This is a genomic window from Paenibacillus sp. S150 (genome assembly GCF_019352175.1).
Taxonomy (GTDB): Bacteria; Bacillota; Bacilli; order Paenibacillales; family Paenibacillaceae; genus Paenibacillus_AQ.
On sequence record NZ_JACBYI010000003.1, the window covers coordinates 179,244 to 195,420 of the forward strand.

14 protein-coding genes are annotated in these 16,177 nt (G+C 55.7%); 5 read left to right on the forward strand and 9 right to left on the reverse strand.

The genetic code is table 11. The annotated features are described in order from the left end of the window. Positions 1–128: 128 nt before the first annotated feature. Positions 129–335 carry a hypothetical protein gene (locus HYD27_RS05220; RefSeq protein WP_219212254.1) on the forward strand — a complete coding sequence of 69 codons (207 nt, stop codon included), beginning with the start codon at positions 129–131 and terminating at the stop codon, positions 333–335. Positions 336–347: 12 nt separating this feature from the next. On the opposite strand, the gene HYD27_RS05225 is transcribed toward HYD27_RS05220, so the two are convergent. Continuing rightward, on the reverse strand, positions 348–851 hold the full coding sequence (locus tag HYD27_RS05225; RefSeq protein WP_219212256.1) for a ferritin: 504 nt from the start codon (positions 849–851) through the stop codon (positions 348–350). A 116-nt stretch (positions 852–967) separates the two neighbouring features. On the opposite strand from HYD27_RS05225, the gene nagZ reads away from it, so the two are divergent. Then, positions 968–2,320 carry a beta-N-acetylhexosaminidase gene (gene nagZ / locus HYD27_RS05230; RefSeq protein ID WP_219212259.1) on the forward strand — a complete coding sequence of 451 codons (1,353 nt, stop codon included), beginning with the start codon at positions 968–970 and terminating at the stop codon, positions 2,318–2,320. A gap of 234 nt (positions 2,321–2,554) precedes the next feature. Here nagZ and HYD27_RS05235 read toward each other — a convergent pair whose 3' ends face one another. The 5 genes from HYD27_RS05235 to HYD27_RS05255 form a co-directional block, all read right to left on the reverse strand. Next, positions 2,555–3,661 carry an efflux RND transporter periplasmic adaptor subunit gene (locus HYD27_RS05235; RefSeq protein WP_219212261.1) on the reverse strand — a complete coding sequence of 369 codons (1,107 nt, stop codon included), beginning with the start codon at positions 3,659–3,661 and terminating at the stop codon, positions 2,555–2,557. 49 nt (positions 3,662–3,710) lie between these two features. After that, positions 3,711–5,093, reverse strand: a complete 1,383-nt coding sequence (locus tag HYD27_RS05240; RefSeq protein ID WP_219212263.1) for an ABC transporter permease — start codon at positions 5,091–5,093, stop codon at positions 3,711–3,713. Beyond that, on the reverse strand, positions 5,090–5,803 hold the full coding sequence (locus HYD27_RS05245) for an ABC transporter ATP-binding protein (RefSeq protein WP_219212265.1): 714 nt from the start codon (positions 5,801–5,803) through the stop codon (positions 5,090–5,092). Before HYD27_RS05245 ends, HYD27_RS05240 begins: the two co-directional genes overlap by 4 nt. A gap of 37 nt (positions 5,804–5,840) precedes the next feature. Further along, a complete protein-coding gene (locus HYD27_RS05250; RefSeq protein WP_219212267.1) occupies positions 5,841–8,408 on the reverse strand; it encodes a hypothetical protein in 2,568 nt (855 codons plus the stop codon). Between the two features lie 114 nt (positions 8,409–8,522). After that, the gene (locus HYD27_RS05255; RefSeq protein ID WP_219212268.1) at positions 8,523–9,356 is read right to left on the reverse strand and encodes a helix-turn-helix transcriptional regulator; all 834 of its coding nucleotides are present in this window, start codon (positions 9,354–9,356) and stop codon (positions 8,523–8,525) included. Positions 9,357–9,532: 176 nt separating this feature from the next. On the opposite strand from HYD27_RS05255, the gene HYD27_RS05260 reads away from it, so the two are divergent. From HYD27_RS05260 to HYD27_RS05270, 3 genes are all read left to right on the forward strand, one after another. Then, positions 9,533–11,584 (forward strand): beta-galactosidase, encoded by a 2,052-nt coding sequence (locus HYD27_RS05260; protein ID WP_219212270.1) that lies wholly within the window; start codon positions 9,533–9,535, stop codon positions 11,582–11,584. Between the two features lie 85 nt (positions 11,585–11,669). After that, the gene (locus HYD27_RS05265; protein WP_228744988.1) at positions 11,670–12,413 is read left to right on the forward strand and encodes an AzlC family ABC transporter permease; all 744 of its coding nucleotides are present in this window, start codon (positions 11,670–11,672) and stop codon (positions 12,411–12,413) included. Beyond that, a complete protein-coding gene (locus HYD27_RS05270) occupies positions 12,404–12,730 on the forward strand; it encodes an AzlD domain-containing protein (RefSeq protein WP_219212274.1) in 327 nt (108 codons plus the stop codon). Before HYD27_RS05265 ends, HYD27_RS05270 begins: the two co-directional genes overlap by 10 nt. Before the next feature lie 47 nt (positions 12,731–12,777). Here HYD27_RS05270 and HYD27_RS05275 read toward each other — a convergent pair whose 3' ends face one another. Genes HYD27_RS05275 through HYD27_RS05285 form a run of 3 tightly spaced genes read right to left on the reverse strand, consistent with a single transcriptional unit; the run spans position 12,778 to position 16,175 of the window. Next, the gene (locus HYD27_RS05275) at positions 12,778–14,109 is read right to left on the reverse strand and encodes a DUF4129 domain-containing protein (protein ID WP_219212276.1); all 1,332 of its coding nucleotides are present in this window, start codon (positions 14,107–14,109) and stop codon (positions 12,778–12,780) included. Next, positions 14,106–15,197 (reverse strand): DUF58 domain-containing protein, encoded by a 1,092-nt coding sequence (locus HYD27_RS05280; protein ID WP_228744989.1) that lies wholly within the window; start codon positions 15,195–15,197, stop codon positions 14,106–14,108. Before HYD27_RS05280 ends, HYD27_RS05275 begins: the two co-directional genes overlap by 4 nt. Then, on the reverse strand, positions 15,198–16,175 hold the full coding sequence (locus tag HYD27_RS05285; RefSeq protein WP_219212277.1) for an AAA family ATPase: 978 nt from the start codon (positions 16,173–16,175) through the stop codon (positions 15,198–15,200). Positions 16,176–16,177: the final 2 nt, after the last annotated feature.

Genomic DNA, 16,177 nt, shown 5'->3' on the forward strand with positions numbered 1-16,177 from the left:
GCTGTCCGATAATATATTTCCACTGAACAAGGTGCTTCAGGACCGGCTGCTGTATTATACTTATGACGGCTTAAGCCTGATTGCCGTGAAGCTGGTTAACGGACAGGTCTGCCCGAAGATGTCCAACCGTGCAGCTGGACATCTTCGGACAGACCCTGTACACCGGACAATCCGACGGATTATTTCATGCTTACAATCTTCTCAGCCTGAAGCCGCTGTTCACCGTTGCAACCGCCTCACGTGAATTCCAGCCGTCGCTCAGGACCGGGAGCATTCTTATTGTCCGCTGCGGCGGCATGATGCTGGGTGTTAAGCTGCCTTCTGCGGCTCAGTAGCCCAGCAGCTTCTTATTCAGCCGGAGCCGTGAACGTGCGTCCTGCGAACTCGGCATCGAGCATGTAGAAGGCGTTGCTGTCGGTTTCGATCCGCTTCAGCTTGGCGATAATATTGCTGAACAGCGCTTCTTCTTCCACCTGCTCATCGATAAACCATTTCAGGAAATAGATAGTCGCATGCTCGCGTTCATCCAGCGCCAGGTCAGCCAGGCGGTAGAATCTTGTGGTGTTCTGCTGTTCATGGGCGAATGCATGCTCAAAGGCGTCCAGCATGGATGTGTACTCATTTTGGGGTTCGGGAAGTGCTGCCAGGGTCGCCCGGAAGTCGCGATCATTAAGGAACTTGTAAATTTTCATAGCATGGAACCGTTCTTCTTCCGCCTGGATCAGAAAAAAGTTGGCGAAGCCGTCGAGGCTCTCACCGGAACAATACGCGGCCATCGCCAGATAGACATGTGCGGAATAAAACTCAAAATTCATCTGTTCATTTAGCGCCTTTACCAATTCTTCTTTCATGGGCCCATCTCCTCATCCTGGATATTTGTGTACAGTAAGCAGGCTTATGCAGCATGTCTCATTCATCTTAACATTTGTGCTTATTATCCAGCAATCGAAAGGAAGATCATTGTTCAATGACAAGACCCAGCGTACGCAATAACACGGCTCGCAACAATTATAGAATGCTGGCTGCGGCTGCGGCCATTGCTTCCCTGCTCCTAAGCGGCGGCTGCGGCGGAAGAGCAGCGTCCGGTACAGAGACAGCGGCGCCCTCCGCCTCTGCTGCCTCCTCAGCACCTTCTGCGGCAACCGCCTCGGCCCGGCAGCCATCGCTCCCGCCGCCTGCCGCTACACCTGCGCCAACCGTCTCTGGCGGAAGCAGCGCCGGGGAAGGTATCGCACAGCAGATCGCCGGAATGACGCTTGAAGACAAAATCGGGCAAATGCTGCTCGTCGGTATTGACGGCACTGAAGTAAACGGGCAGACCCAAAAAATGATAGAGAATGACAAGGTAGGCGGCATCATCCTGTATGCGGATAATATTACAAGCCTGAAGGGGATGGTCAGCCTGACCAACGGCCTGAAGCGCAGCAATGCCGGCAACGCCGCTCCGCTGTTCATCAGCGTCGACCAGGAAGGCGGCAAGGTCAGCCGCATGCCGGACGAATACGCCGTAATCCCTTCCAATGGAGCCGTTGGCGCAAGCGGCAGTGCCGGAGCCGCGGAAATGATGGGCAAGCTGCTCGCCAGAGAGGTGCAGGCCGCAGGCTTCAACATGAATTTTGCCCCGGTGCTGGACATCAACAGCAATCCGGACAATCCGGTAATCGGAGACCGTTCCTTCGGCAGCACTTCCGCAAAGGTTACCCGGCTTGGCATAGCCGAGATGAAGGGAATTGCGGGTGAAGGCGTCGTGCCGGTCGTCAAACACTTCCCGGGTCATGGGGATACGTCCGTCGATTCCCACCTGGAGCTTCCGGTGGTGGATAAAACGGCTGCCCAGCTGGCCCGGCTGGAATGGCTGCCCTTCCAGGCAGCCATTCAGGAGCAGGCCGACGCGGTAATGGTGGCCCATATTCTATATCCCAAGCTGGACCCTGACCGGCCTGCTTCCCTGTCCAAAGTAATCATAGGACAGCAGCTCCGGAGCGGGATGGGCTTCACGGGAGTCGTCATTACCGATGACCTCACCATGGGCGCGATCACCAAGAACTACAGCCTGGGGAGCGCCGCAGTGGATACAGTGCTCGCAGGCAGCGATATCCTGCTGGTGGCCCACGAATACAGCAATGAGCAGGCAGCCCGAAATGCGCTGCTGGCTGCGGTGAAGAGCGGCAAGCTTTCAGAAGCGAGGATTGATGAGAGTGTCACCCGCATTCTCTCCTTGAAAGCCAAATATCAGCTGACCGACAGCCCTGTCGCCGTTCCTGATCTTACGCAGCTTAATAAGGATATCAAAGCCTGGCGTTCAGCGGTTGCACAGTAGCCCAGAACTGCAGGCGCACAAACCAAAACAGGAGCCTGCTTCTGGCGGAATACTGCTGAAGCAGGCTCCTGTGGTATGGGTATCTTAAATGAAACTCCGAAGTGTTCTATCCTGAAATAACATTGTCCGGAGTAAGGGCATTGTTAGGGAAGCCTCGAATTTGGCGAAGCCCGATTGAGGGCCTTCCCCGAAAATTTCATCGTCTGGAGCGCCGCGATAGAGCGGCATGGATGCCTATTGCAGGACAACAGTGTCTCCCGGCTTCAGACCGGACAGGACTTCGGTTTTCTCGGAGGTCTCCATTCCGATCTTGATCTCCGTGCGCTCATACTGGCCGTTTCCTTTATCCAGCATGACAAAAGCCTGATCCCCCTCGTGAATAACAGCAATACTGGAGACGACGGTGGCATTGTCCTTGCGCAGGGTCTCAATCTCACCGCTAAGGCTAAGTCCGCCGATCAGATGCTCATCGGGCTGCAAGGAAATCACAACCTCGAACTGCGGCACCTGTCCCGCCGTATTCTGACCGGCAGTTGTCGTTGCGAATTTCGACACCTCGGTCACTTCGCCTGCCAGGATTAAGTCTTTCACCGCGGTCATTTTCACCTGAACCTTCATGCCCTGCTTGATGCGGAAGATATCCTGCTCTCCGACCAGGGCGATGAACTCCAGCTTGCCGAGATCGACGATTTTGCCGATATATTGGTTGTCAGCGACCATCTGCGGCCGTTCGCCGCTCTCGCTGCTGCTGTCATAGAGAAAAATGCCGGTTGCCGGAGCGTGATACACCGCAGAATTCAGCTTGGCTCTCTTGTCGCTGAGCTCCTGCTCCTGAATCTTGGCATTCACTTCATTAAGCTCGTCATTCAGACGGGCCGACTCCCGGGCGGCCAGCGCCTTCAGCCGCTCCGCTTCCGTCCCTGCCGGAACCGCAGCCTCATCCTCCTGCTGGCTGAGAAAAGCGTTCAGCTCCGCCTCAAGCTTCGCTTTGCGGATCGTCGCCTCCGCTGTGGCAATTTCATTCTTCAGGGCCGACTGATCCAGAGTGAACAAGATATCCCCCTTTGTCACCTGGCCGCCGTTCTCGGCCTTCCAGGCTGTAACCCTGGAGGCAAAGGGCGCATAGACCAGTGTCTCCTCCTGATATTGCGATCTTCCCTTGACCTGCACCGAACTGGTCATCGACTCCTGCGTCACCGGGAAGCTGATCACCTGCGGCGGCTCCATCGCCACCTCCGGCTCACCGCCTGTAAATACCTTGGTGTACAAAATAAAAGCGGCAGCGGCAACGATACCGGCGATGATAACCCATTTCACGGCCTTTTTAATAATCCTCTTCATTGAATTGGCTTCCTTTCAACTGGAAATACGCTAATGTATGCCTTCAGGGCTAGTCCCTCTTGATCGCTGTAAGCGCATCGGTTCTTGAGGCGCTGATGGCCGGGTAGATTCCTGACAGCACACCGGTCATAATGGCAAACGCCAGCCCGATTGGAAGCGTCATAAGCGGAATAAAGAAATTCAAGCCTTCCCCTGCACTGCCCACGAGCTTGTTCAGCGCCATTACAATCAGATAAGAGAACAGCACACCCAGCATTCCGCCGAGCAGTCCGAGCAGAGCCGCCTCGGTGATGAACATGTTGCGGATCTGCCGCATGTTGGCCCCCAGCACCTTCATAATCCCGATCTGCCGCCGGCGCTGATGTGTGGACATGGTCATAGCCACGATAATTGAAATGGAGGCTATGACAAGAATGAACACACCGATGCCGAGCGCCGCCATCTTGAGCATATCAAAGGTCTCTTTAAGCTGATCCTGCTGGTACAGGTTGTCGTTCGTCGACAAAGACAGCTTCTGGATCAGCGCCTCCAGCTGTTTGATGTTATCGATGCTGTCTACCTTCACGGTGACGGAGTTGTAGCTCCCCTCTTCAAGCGGCGGAGCCGCGGAGACATCTCCGAAGCTTAGCTCCTGCTGCAGCTGTGCCGCCGTCTCCAGCGACACATACATGATCTTCTCATACGTGGCGCGCTGATCACTGATTCCGGAAGGATTGGCCAGAATGCCGCCTACCTGCAGCGGAGAGCTAAGCTTGACCGCTCCCCCGGAAGAGCTGCTGTAATCCTGGGCCTGCAGCTGAACCTGCTGGCGGTACATCTCTGTCGGAAGCAGCATCAGGCTGCTGTACTGTTCCGAGACCTCCTGATTAAACGGATCGGAGCTCATCCGGTCGTAGATGTTCTGCCGTGTTTCTATATCAATTAAACCGAGAGTGGCGCCGTAGTTCAGCACAACCATTTCCGGCACATCCGAAACGCCGCCCTGTTTAAAGGTCTTGTCAAATTTGGCAAGCATCCGCAGATCCGTTGCAATCACCTGTATGTCGGCAATCTTATTGTCAACCGTAATCATCTGCCTGTAGCCCGCATCTTCAAAAGGGGCCGCTGCAACAACATGGTTCAGGCCCTGGATGATCTTAAGCTTCTGGAAGGTCAGCCTGCCCGGATCTAGACTGCCGCCGGTCTCTGCCGCCGTATCCCCTCCGCTTCCCCCCGGTGATGGAATACCGCCGCCCGGAGAGACGGTAATTTCGTCCATTTTGAAATTCCGGTTCACTTCATCGGTTACATAGACCTGTGCGGATTGTCCAATGCTCAGCGCTACAATTATGGCGGCGCAGCCGATGGAAATCCCGGTCATGCACAGGCCGGTAACCACCTTGCGCCGCTTGACCTGGTCCCAGGCCATACGGGAGATATCCCTGAGTTTCACAGGCTTCCCTCCTCTGCGGATGGTGGCTTAGCCTCCGTGTGCTGCCCATGAATCAAATACCCGTCCTTAAGCGAGAAGGTGCGCTGCATTTGCTCCGCCACCTCCTGTTCATGGGTTACAACAATAAATGTCGTTTTCATCGTCTGGTTCAGCTTCAGCAGAATGCCGATAATTTCCTCTTCCGTTTTGGAATCCAGGTTCCCGGTAGGCTCATCCGCAAAAATAACCGAAGGCTCCGTAATCAGAGACCGGGCGATGCTTACACGCTGCTGCTGTCCGCCTGACAGCTGCGAAGGAAACTGGTCAGCCTTGTCGGGTATCCCCACCTGCTCCAGCAAAGCCAGCGCCTTCTGTCTGCGGAGCGAGGGGGATACGGACTGAAAGACCAGCGGCAGCTCCACGTTCTCACGGACGGTAAGGCTGGCAATCAGCTCATACGCCTGAAAAATAAATCCGATATGCCTGCGCCGGAATTCGGCAAGCTTGTTCTCGCCCATCAGCACGATATCCTGATCGGCGATGAAAATATGACCTTCGGCGGGCTTCATCAGTCCTGCCATCAAATTCAGCAGTGTGGATTTGCCCGAACCGGAGCTGCCCAGGAGGGCGACCATTTCCCCCTGCTTCACCGCGAAGCTGACTTCATGAAGTACCTTGGTCCATTCGTTGCCGGTTTTAAAGGAATGTGTAATTTTCTCGACTCGCAACATGGAGGCTGCTCCTTCTTCTCCTGTGATAGATGGGACCTTATTCTTTCTCTTTCTGAGTGACCGGCAGCGCCTCATAGGACAGGGAGTAAGACTGGTGGCCCAGCTCAATCCGCTCACCCTGGAACTCGTCATACAGTGTTATTTTGTAGGTGCCGCCGCCAAGCTGCTTGTAGAGACTTCTGCTGATGGCCGTCGAGTAGGTATTATTGTCCCCTTCAGTAAGATCGGTGCCGAGCGTCAGCGATTTCTCCTGCGATTGCCCAAACGGATCTGTGATTTTTACAATGAGCTTATGGCTCAGCGCTTCCGTATCATAGGTGCGGTCCTGCATCAGATTGTAATTCAGCACGATGCTGATGGTGTCATTGCCTTCTGTAATCTTGCCGTCGGAGCTGAGGACCGTCAGGACATACGGATATAGAGAGATTCCGGACAAATCCTGTGCCGGTGTGACACTTTGCGGCGCGAGCTGAAGTGACGCAACATTGATAAATCCTGTGGCTTCCTCCCCGGCTGCACTAAGCCTGCTGCCGATGATTCCCGGTCCCAGATACAGCGAGATATCCGCCGTTGCCACTGTCTTTGGAATTTTGGCCCAGAAGGTAACAAGCTGCTTCCCTCCCGGCGCTGCCGGACTGGCGGACTGTGCAGGCTCCGCTTCGTAGAACTGGCCGCCGGTCGTCTTATAATAGGCCTGCAGGCGGGCAAGCGAGCTTTGTCTTTTCTCCTCATTGCTTACCAGCAGCTCTGTGTAGACAATTTTATAATTTCCATTGCCGGAATAGACGGTGGTTCTGCTCTCCTGGACCTTGGCGTTTTTGCCTTTGCCTGCAACCGTGTAGCTCCCTCCGCGTTCGATTGCCGGAATATCATTGAAGGCACTGCTCGTGCTGAGCGCAAGAAAAGGCAGCTTCTCTTCGTTCGCTGTTGTATACATGCTGATGTTCAGCGCATCGAAGCTTTCGGCATAAGGAATTTTGGCAAGAATATAGATTTCTGCGGTTTTACCGGGTGCCAGCTCGGCGGATTCCTTATCCATCAGCAGCTCCGTGGAAGAGGTTACGTCCAGATTATCCATCTTCAGCGCGCCCTTCAGCTCCGGCAGGGACAGCGTGACATTCTGGGTGTTCGTCAGGTTGACTTTGGCAACAACAATATCGTCGTCCTTCCACGGATAGCGCTGTATCGATTGCAGGCTGTAAGAGAAGGCTCCGTAAGGGGTAGTAGTTCTATATTCCTGCCCTTTCTGGATATCTGCCCGAAGGGTATACGGGATTGTAAAATAGGCTATTGGAAAAGTCAGCTTGGCCGCAGCGGTTTCGGCGCCGGCTGCGCCAGTGCTGCCTGAAGCCTGCTCCCCGGCCTGTCCCACCGCTTCGATCATTTGCAGCTGCAAGGTGTTCTGCTCGACCTCAAGCGGCACCTGGGCGGTAAGCGGAATCACTTTAACCTCCAGCGGCCGCAGCGTAATCCCGTTCAGTGCTTTGGCACTCACCGGGAAAGCGGTCCCTTTTGCCGATTTGACAGCAAGCTCATAGGCAGGCAGGGTAACCGCTTTGTTTCCGGTATTTTTCAGTTCAAGCTGAAAAGACCAGGCCGCCGATGCCTTATCGGCATAGACCGAGGCATTGCCGAGTTTGGTTTCTATGGCGTTGCCGTCCAGCATAATTTTCTTAACAGCACCATTGCCTACAACCAGATTGGGGCTTGTCGCTGCCGGAAGCCTAAAGGAGGCTCCGGGAAGCTCCAGCTTCAGGGTTTCATCCATCTGCGTGAACTGCAGCTTCATGTTCGCGGTGTTGAGATAGGCCGGAATTTCCGCCAGGTAGTAAATGCTCTTTTTTTCCTGCGGCTGAATTTTGTAGCCGGCCTCAGTACTGCCCAGCGCCAGTTCAAAGACGGTTCCGCTGGCCGAGACCAGGTAAGCCGTGTAACCGGGATCAGAGAGCACCTTGCTGCCTTTGTTGGTCAGGCTTAATCCTGCCTTGGCATACACCTTTCCGCCGTATTTGAATATCTGCAGGGATTCCGCCGCCGCTGTGACGGGAATGTCATTCATTGCCGTGTCCAGGGCTTTGCCGCTTGCCACTGTGTTTGAATAATTTGCCGGAAGCGCAAAGGTGCCTGCCTGCCGCAGATACCCTTTGGCCTTGGGGTCCCAGACATGCATCGCAATCTTCACGCCTTGAAGCGACTTGGTCTGCCCGATATTGACGTAGTACGTCACCCGCAGGCTTGCTCTGGCTCCTACCTTCTTCTTCAGCGCATCTGCCGTTACGGGAGTGCCTGGAATGACTGAACCTCCCGGTGTGACCACGCGTGAGAAATAGTGCAGCAGATTAGCGCTGGCGGAGCCTGCATTGGCATAATTCAGAGTGTAGGCCAGAATGTTCCCGCCCGTTTGTGTCCATATATTCACATTCTCGACAGTTGCCGTAACTCCGGCCCCCATTTGCACAGGCTTAACTTTGGCAGCCGCGGCAGCCGCGGCATTTGTGGTGCTTGCCGCTGCCTGTACCGTTCCGGGTGCCAAACCTCCAGCCAGTTGCCCAATAACAAAAGTGCTGATGAGCAGCGCCGCATATGTATTTTTATAGCTTCTCATTGTTTCCCCCCAGGTAATTTTGCTAGAATTATTATAGTTGCACCAAGACTGGGATGTGTATCCAAACTGTAACTCTTGGCAGGTTGTTGTAACCTATTTGTTATATAAGCCTGTTCAGGAGCTAAAAGCCCTCCGGTACTGGCTCGGCGGCATGCCCTCCGTTTGTTTGAAGACCTTGATGAAATAGCTGGACTGCCGGAAGCCCGTCTCCAATGCGATTTGCGAGACGGAAAGCGCGGTGGAGACCAGCAGCAGCTTCGCTCTGGCAAGCCGGCAGTCTGTTAAGTAACGGTTCGGGGTCTTGCCCATAACCGTGCGGAACAGGCGCAGAAAGTGATAGCTGCTGTAGCCCGCAAGCCTGGACATGGTTTCCAGCGTCCACGGGCGTTCGCACTCAAGACGGATCAGGTCTGCAGTACGGCGAATGGAGTGTCTGATCTCCAGCGGGACCGATCCATGCAGCGGTTCCGAGTTCTGCAGCAGCGTAACCAGAATTTCATAGAGCAGGGCGGAAAACCTGGGTTCACTGGAGGTTTCGAAGGAAGCGCTGAGCCTGTACATCTCTTCGAAGACAGGGATCAGCCCTGCATCGGGATCGAATGTAAAAAAGTAGCCGCGCGACTGGTCCGCCTCCTCCAGCAGCGGCAGCGAGATGCTTGTGCCAAAATGCATCCAGCGCACCTCCCACGGCTGAAGCGGATCGGAGCCGTACTGCTGATAGGCTCCTTTCGGGAAGAGGAACCCTTTGCCCCGTCCCATGGGAATCCGTTCGCCCTCCTGAAAAACATACCCTTCCCCGCCAAAAACCAGATGCAGATTATAGCTGTTCAGCAGCCCTTCACTTCTCCGCTCCGCATGCTGCGGGAAATCTGTATAATGTCCGATAAATTCCGGATAACAGACATAATGCTTATATGCCGGTGCCGGCAAAACCCATTGCTTGTTCAATCTGATGTCCTCCTTAATCCAGCCTTTTCATCTGTATTTCAATTTCATCTTATAAAAACCATGCACGCAATATAGTAATACAATAGCAATATTATGTTATATGAGAATTCATATACCTGATAATACAATAGATTTGAAAAGTTCTTAAAGCATATTTTTACACTTGGAGGCTGACAATGAATATTCCTGCCACGACAGAATTCGAGCTTGGCGTATGCTACTACCCTGAGCACTGGCCCGAGGAGCTGTGGGCCGACGATTACCGGCGGATGGTTGAAACCGGATTCACAATTATCCGGATAGCCGAATTTGCCTGGTCCTTCTTTGAGCCGGAGGAAGGCGTCTTTCAGTTTGATTTGTTCGACCGGGCTATCGGTCTGGCTCACAGCTATGGGCTTAAGGTCATTCTGGGTACTCCGACTGCCACACCGCCCGCATGGCTCACCGAACGTTATCCTGAAGTGCTCAATGTTACCTATGATGGAGTTACCCTGCAGCATGGCATGCGCCGCCATTATAATTACAGCAGCCCCAAGTACCGCGAGCTCTGCGCCAGAATTACCGCGCAGCTTGCACAGCATTACGGCACTCATCCGGGCGTGGTTGGCTGGCAAATTGACAACGAGCTGAATTGCGAGATCAATGTGTTCTATTCGGAGAGCGACCACCTGGCCTTCCGCGAGTGGGTGCAGGCCAAGTACGGGACGCTGGAGAAGCTGAATGAGGCTTGGGGAACCGTCTTCTGGAATCAGACCTACAACAGCTGGTCACAGGTCTTTCTGCCGCGTCCCACCCCTTCGTTCAACCAGCCCAACCCGCATCAGGCGCTGGATGAGAAGCGGTTTATCTCGGATAATACGATTTCCTTTGCCAGAATCCAGGCGGATATTATCCGCAGGCTGGCGCCGTCCCAGTGGGTGACCACCAACGGCTTATTCGGCCATCTGGACAGCCATGAGCTGACCGATGAGCACCTTGACTTTTTCAGCTACGACTCTTATCCGCAGTTCTCCAGCATTTATTATGATGCGGGTGAGGCCGACCCGCTGCAGGACCGGAATTGGAGCCTCTCGCTGTCGGTGGTCCGCTCGGTCAGCCCGAATTTCTGCATTATGGAGCAGCAGTCCGGCCCGGGCGGCTGGGTCAACCGGATGGATATGCCTTCACCCAAGCCGGGCCAGATGCGGCTCTGGACCTATCAGTCCATCGCACATGGAGCCGATAAGCTGCTCTACTTCCGCTGGCGGACCGCAACGGTGGGCAATGAAATTTATTGGCATGGCCTCAATGATTATCACAATCAGCCGAACCGCAGGGTCAGGGAAGCGGCAAGGATTGGCCGGGAGCTGGCCGAAGCCGGCAAGCACATTGCCGGCACACGCTCCCAAGCGGACATCGCCATTCTCCGTGATTATGACAATGAATGGGACGGTGAGTACGATGTATGGTACGGACCGTTCATGTGGCAGAGCAACAAGGAATGGTTCAAGGCGCTGCAGAAGCGGCATATCCCGAATGATGTCATCTACATGCGCAGTAAAACCACTCTCGAAGATCTGATTCCCTATCAGGTGCTGGTCTATCCCCACCCGGCGATTCTGAGCGATGAAACAGCGTCGCTGCTCGATCAATATGTGCAGCAAGGCGGAAAGCTGATCTTTGGCTGCCGCACAGGATACAAGGACACTCGCGGACATTGTTATATGCGGCCTTTTCCCGGCGCGGCCAAAGACCTCTGCGGCATCACCGTTGAAGAATTCACCATGGTCAAAGGCACCCGCCTTCCGACCTCCATCCGCTGGGGCAATGCGTCCGGGACGCTGACCGGGGCTGATGCCTTCAACGATGTCCTGCAGGTCGAAGCGGCTACCGTGGAGGTTATGGGCACGTACGCTTCCGATTATTACGCAGGCAAACCGGCGGTCACCAGAAACAGACGCGGCAAAGGCGAGGTATGGTATTACGGAGCCGTATTTAACGCGGAAGCAGCCCTTCAAATTATAGACAGCCTGAGCCTGGAATCCCCTGCCGCCGATTGGCTGGAGCTGCCCGGAGAAGTTGAACTGCAAATCCGCAAAAACGAAAATGCCAGCTATGCCTTCCTGCTGAACTACAGTGAAGAACCGGCAGCCCTCCAGATCAGGCACCGGAAAACCGATCTGCTTACCGGTGAGGCAATCTCCGGCTCCTACAGCCTGGAAGGCTTCGGGGTACTGGTGCTCTATTAAATAAAAATCTGTAAAACTGCAGAGGGCCCTCCCGCCTCAGATGATTCTGAGTGCGGAAGAGCCCTCTATACAGGAGGAATCAGCCTTGAAGCTTGAACACGTCCCGGCGGAAACTGCTGCCGCTTCAAACCGGGAAGACGCACAGGATACTTTTCTGCAGGGGGTCCGGGACTGCCTGCCTACTCTGCTCGGTTATTTGAGCATCGGCTTCGCCGCCGGAGTGGTCGAAAAGACAGCCGGACTCTCGGTTGCCGAAATTGCCATGATCTCCATCATTCTCTATGCAGGCTCCGCCCAGTTTATCGCTGCCGGGATGATTGCCGCCGGCAGTACGGCGACCAGCATTGTGCTTACCATTCTGCTGGTCAATCTCCGCCACTTGCTGCTCAGCGCGGCGCTTTCGCCTTACTTCCGCCATTTGACCCCGCTGCGCAACATGCTTATTGGCGGACTGCTTACGGACGAAACCTTCGGCGTAGCCATCCAGCGCAGCACCAGCTCCAAAGCCATCAGTGAAAAATGGATGCACGGCCTGAATCTGACCGCCTACCTCAATTGGTTGCTGGCCAATGTCGCCGGCGCCTTTTTCGGCCAATGGATTGCAAATCCGGAGCAATGGGGCCTTGACTTCGCCCTGCCCGCCATGTTCATAGGCCTGCTGGTGCTGACCATCCAGAGCAGGAACAAAATTGTGACCGACATCCTCGTCGGGGCTGCCGCTGTCGTGATTGCCGTCGGCGTTTCGGTTCTGTGGTCGCCCAGCATGGGTGTGATTGCCGCTGCAATAGCCGCTTCAATGATAGGAGTGTTAATCGAACGATGGAAATAAGACCGGATATCCTTTTCATTATAATAGGAGCGGCGCTGGTTACCTTCCTCCCCCGGGTGCTGCCGCTGATGCTGCTCAGCCGGCTCACTCTGCCCGATTGGGGACTGCGCTGGCTGAACCATGTGCCGATTGCAGTCATGTCCGCTCTGATTGCCCAGGAGCTGCTCACCACGGACGGCAGGTTCACCGCCTTGTCTGCCAATGCAGAGCTGATCGCCGCCTTGCCCACCTTTTGGGTGGCTGTCAAAACGCGCAGTCTGCTGGGAACCGTAATTGCGGGCATCCTGTCGCTGATGCTCCTGCGTCTGGTTTTCTGACCCGGTGCAGCAGGAAATCAGCTTGCCTGCCATTAACGCTGACGCGGTTACAATTTCAGCTTTTCCTTCAGCAGCGCCACTTCCGCCTCCGAAGGCTCGGCTGCCCCGTATCTGGCCTGATTGTAGAGCCGGAGCAGCTCATCGGGCGGTGCGGCTGCAGCCTCCCGTTCCCCCTTGCGCCGGCGCTTCCCGTCCTCAGTCCATTCCTGGACATCCGCCGCGGTCTCTTGCGGCGTAAGATAGCTCTTAGGCGTATATCCTCCGGCCCGTTTCGCATTCAGCCAATGGCGGTACAGCCAGCGGGTCCGCTCGCGTCCCCCATTCATCCCCTCCCAGCGGTCCCGCCTGGAAACAGCAGCCAGCCGGCTCCGCCAATAATCCCGGACGCCCTGAACCGTCTTCTCCCAGGTAAAGATGCTTTTCTCTTCATCCTGATAAGCAGCGGTGTCCCGGGGGGCTTCTCTGCGGAGCAGGGACAGCAGGGAGCCGATGAATCTCCGCCATAATCCGCCTGTATTGCGGTACAGCCAGCGGAGCGCAAAATAAAGGATTGTGAGCAGCGCTGCCGTTCCAAGGGCATAAAAGGCAACATCAAGGATCATCGCCAGCATTCCCGGCTCACGGGCTTCCGCCGGCGGCAGCTCAGGCATCGCCTGCGGCGGAGCCTCCTGCGGCTGCTCCGGCTCCGCGGAGCCGGAGAACAGCTTGCTTAGACAGCCGGCAATGGCCCGTGCAGCATGCCAGAGCAGAAGTCCCAATGCTCTGCCTGCACCAGCCGCCAGTACCGCCGCCAGGGCTATGAACAAAAGCACAAACAGCCGGTTATGCCGCCGCAATCCCCCGGGCAAAGGGGAAGCGGCACCAGAGAATGAGCTGTAGCGCAAGTGGCTGGTGTTGGAATCCAGCAAGGCCAGAACCAGGCACAAACTGCCGCTCCACGTTAATATGCCGACACTCGGCTGAAGCACCGGAATTCGGGCAAAGGCAATGGTGGCCGCAAAATATAACGCGATGCCGGACACATACATTCCGAGCTTGCCGCCCCGGGCAGCAGCAGTCGTGCCCAGATAAGCGCATAGGATAGCGCCGGCATATAAAGGGATTTCTTGCAGCATAAACGCCCCTGCCAGAACTCCCGCCAGCACACCCAGCACAAGCGCCGCCAGCAGCTGCTTCCACTTCCGGTTGCACCACTGCCTCAGGAGTGCGCCCGCCATCGACACGAGCAGCAAGCTATAGACCCAGGGCAGAATAGCGTTCCCCGACTGGAGATACACCTGCAGCAATATCCAGACCGGAAGGAACAGCAGCCATTCCACGATACAGGCTAACCATAGCCGCAATGTTGCTTTCAAATACCCCGAAGCATCTGGCTTCATGCACTGTCCCTCCCTTCACCCGGAATCTCCAGCCACTCCACGCCGTTTCCGGGCAGCCGCAGCTGCTCCGCTGCCTGCTGAAGCTCAGCCCCCCGGTGACAGGAAATAATCAGATAATCAATGTCACGGATTCCCTTATCCGCTTCAAGCTCCAGCAGCCTGCTCATAGGAACGGTTCTGTCTAGATTCAGCCTGGCCAGCAGCCCGAGAATGTCCTCCAGCCGGCCCGTTGGCTCAGCGTGTACAGGCTCGTGCGCACCTTCTCCGTCCAGCCTTCCGTTGCTGAGAAAACCCGTTTCGATGCCATGGCCGACTGCGTAATCGGCTACCGTGGCTGCATATCTGATGCCCAGCTCGATCCGCTCCACATCTGTCACCGTTCTCCACATAGAGTCGCTGATCTCCATATTCAGGCAGATGACAAGCCGGGAATCAGCGGTATAGTCCTTTTTGTGAACCTGCATTTGTCCGGTGCGGGCTGTGGCCTTCCAGTTGATCGACCCCAGGGAATCTCCGGGACTGTATTCACGGGTGCCTGCTGTCAGGAACGGATCTTCGACAATCCATCTTTTGACGGGCAGCTCGCCCAGCCAGCTGTGAATCGGTAGCGGCAGCTCATACAAATCCGCCATCACCGGATAGACCATCAGCTCCAGCTGCAGCGGGAAGGTACGGGTGCTTCGGCTAAGTCCGAACAAATCCCCGGTGGTCATGGTTGCTGTATCCAGGCGAAACAGGCCGCGCTTCCCGCAGCGGACCCTGTGGGTGCGTTTGATATGGCGGTAAGACCGCAGAAAGAACAGGCTGACATGGTTCTGATAGATGTCTCCGCTGCTGATGCCCAGATTCTCCTGGCTTCCAAATTCCAGGCCGGCGGCAATGCTGGACTCCAGACGCAGCCAGGGCAACGGAAGAAGCTTGCCATTGCTTATTTCTTCCACCATCTCCACCATGTCTCCCTCATACACGGCCTGAGCTGAGAAATAGCGGGTATAGCTCACCTTCTTAAGCGCATTCCGCTGGTAGACCGCAGAGATGAACATCATCAGCAGCAATGTGCTGATAATGAACCAAGGCAGTGTCATCATCTACTCCACCCTTCCACCTCTTGAAGCCGGTGCCTGTTCAGCCGGAACCTCCACTTCGCGAAGCACCTGCTGTACAAGCCCGGCGGCCTGTCCCTCCCGTGAACCCGGGCCGCGCTGCAATAGAAGACGGTGGGCGAGCACGGGAACAGCCACTGCCTTGATATCGTCGGGCAGCACATAATCTCTCTGCCGGATGAGCGCATAGCCCTGGGCAGCACGAAGCAGCGCAAATCCGGCACGGGGGCTTGCGCCCAGCTTGACTGCCGGAGCTTTGCGAGTCGCTTCAACAATGCTGATCATATAGCCCAGCAGGTCATCGCTGACGGTAACGGCAGCGGCAAGCCGCTGCAGCTCCTGAATCTCCCGCCCGGTCGCAACCGCAGCCGTATCCAGCAGCGGATTGCTTCCGCGGAACCGTTGAAGGATATGAACCCCCTCTTCAAAGGTCGGATAGCCTGCCGTAATCCGCATCAGGAACCGGTCCAGCTGTGCTTCGGGCAGCGGAAAAGTCCCTTGGCTGTCCACCGGATTCTGGGTCGCAATCACGAGGAACGGAGCCTCCAGCTCATGTGTCACACCATCGATGGTAATCTGACGCTCCTCCATGCATTCGAGCAGACTGGACTGGGTGCGGGGAGTGGCGCGGTTGATCTCATCAGCGAGTAAAATGCCGGCAAATACCGGGCCGGGGCGGAACTGAAACTCTCCTGTCTTCTGATTATAGTAATTGATCCCGCTAAGATCCGAGGGCAGCAGATCCGGAGTAAACTGTATGCGCTTGAAGGAGCAGTCCAGTGAACGCGCCAGGGTTTTGGCGAGCAATGTTTTTCCCGTGCCGGGCACATCCTCCAGCAGCACATGACCGTTAGCCAGCAGGGCGGCCAGCAGCAGATCCACCGCCTCCGCTTTCCCGACAATAACCTTGGCCAGATTGTCTCTGATCGCATCTATCCGTGCGGCAGCTTCCTGAAGCATCATGA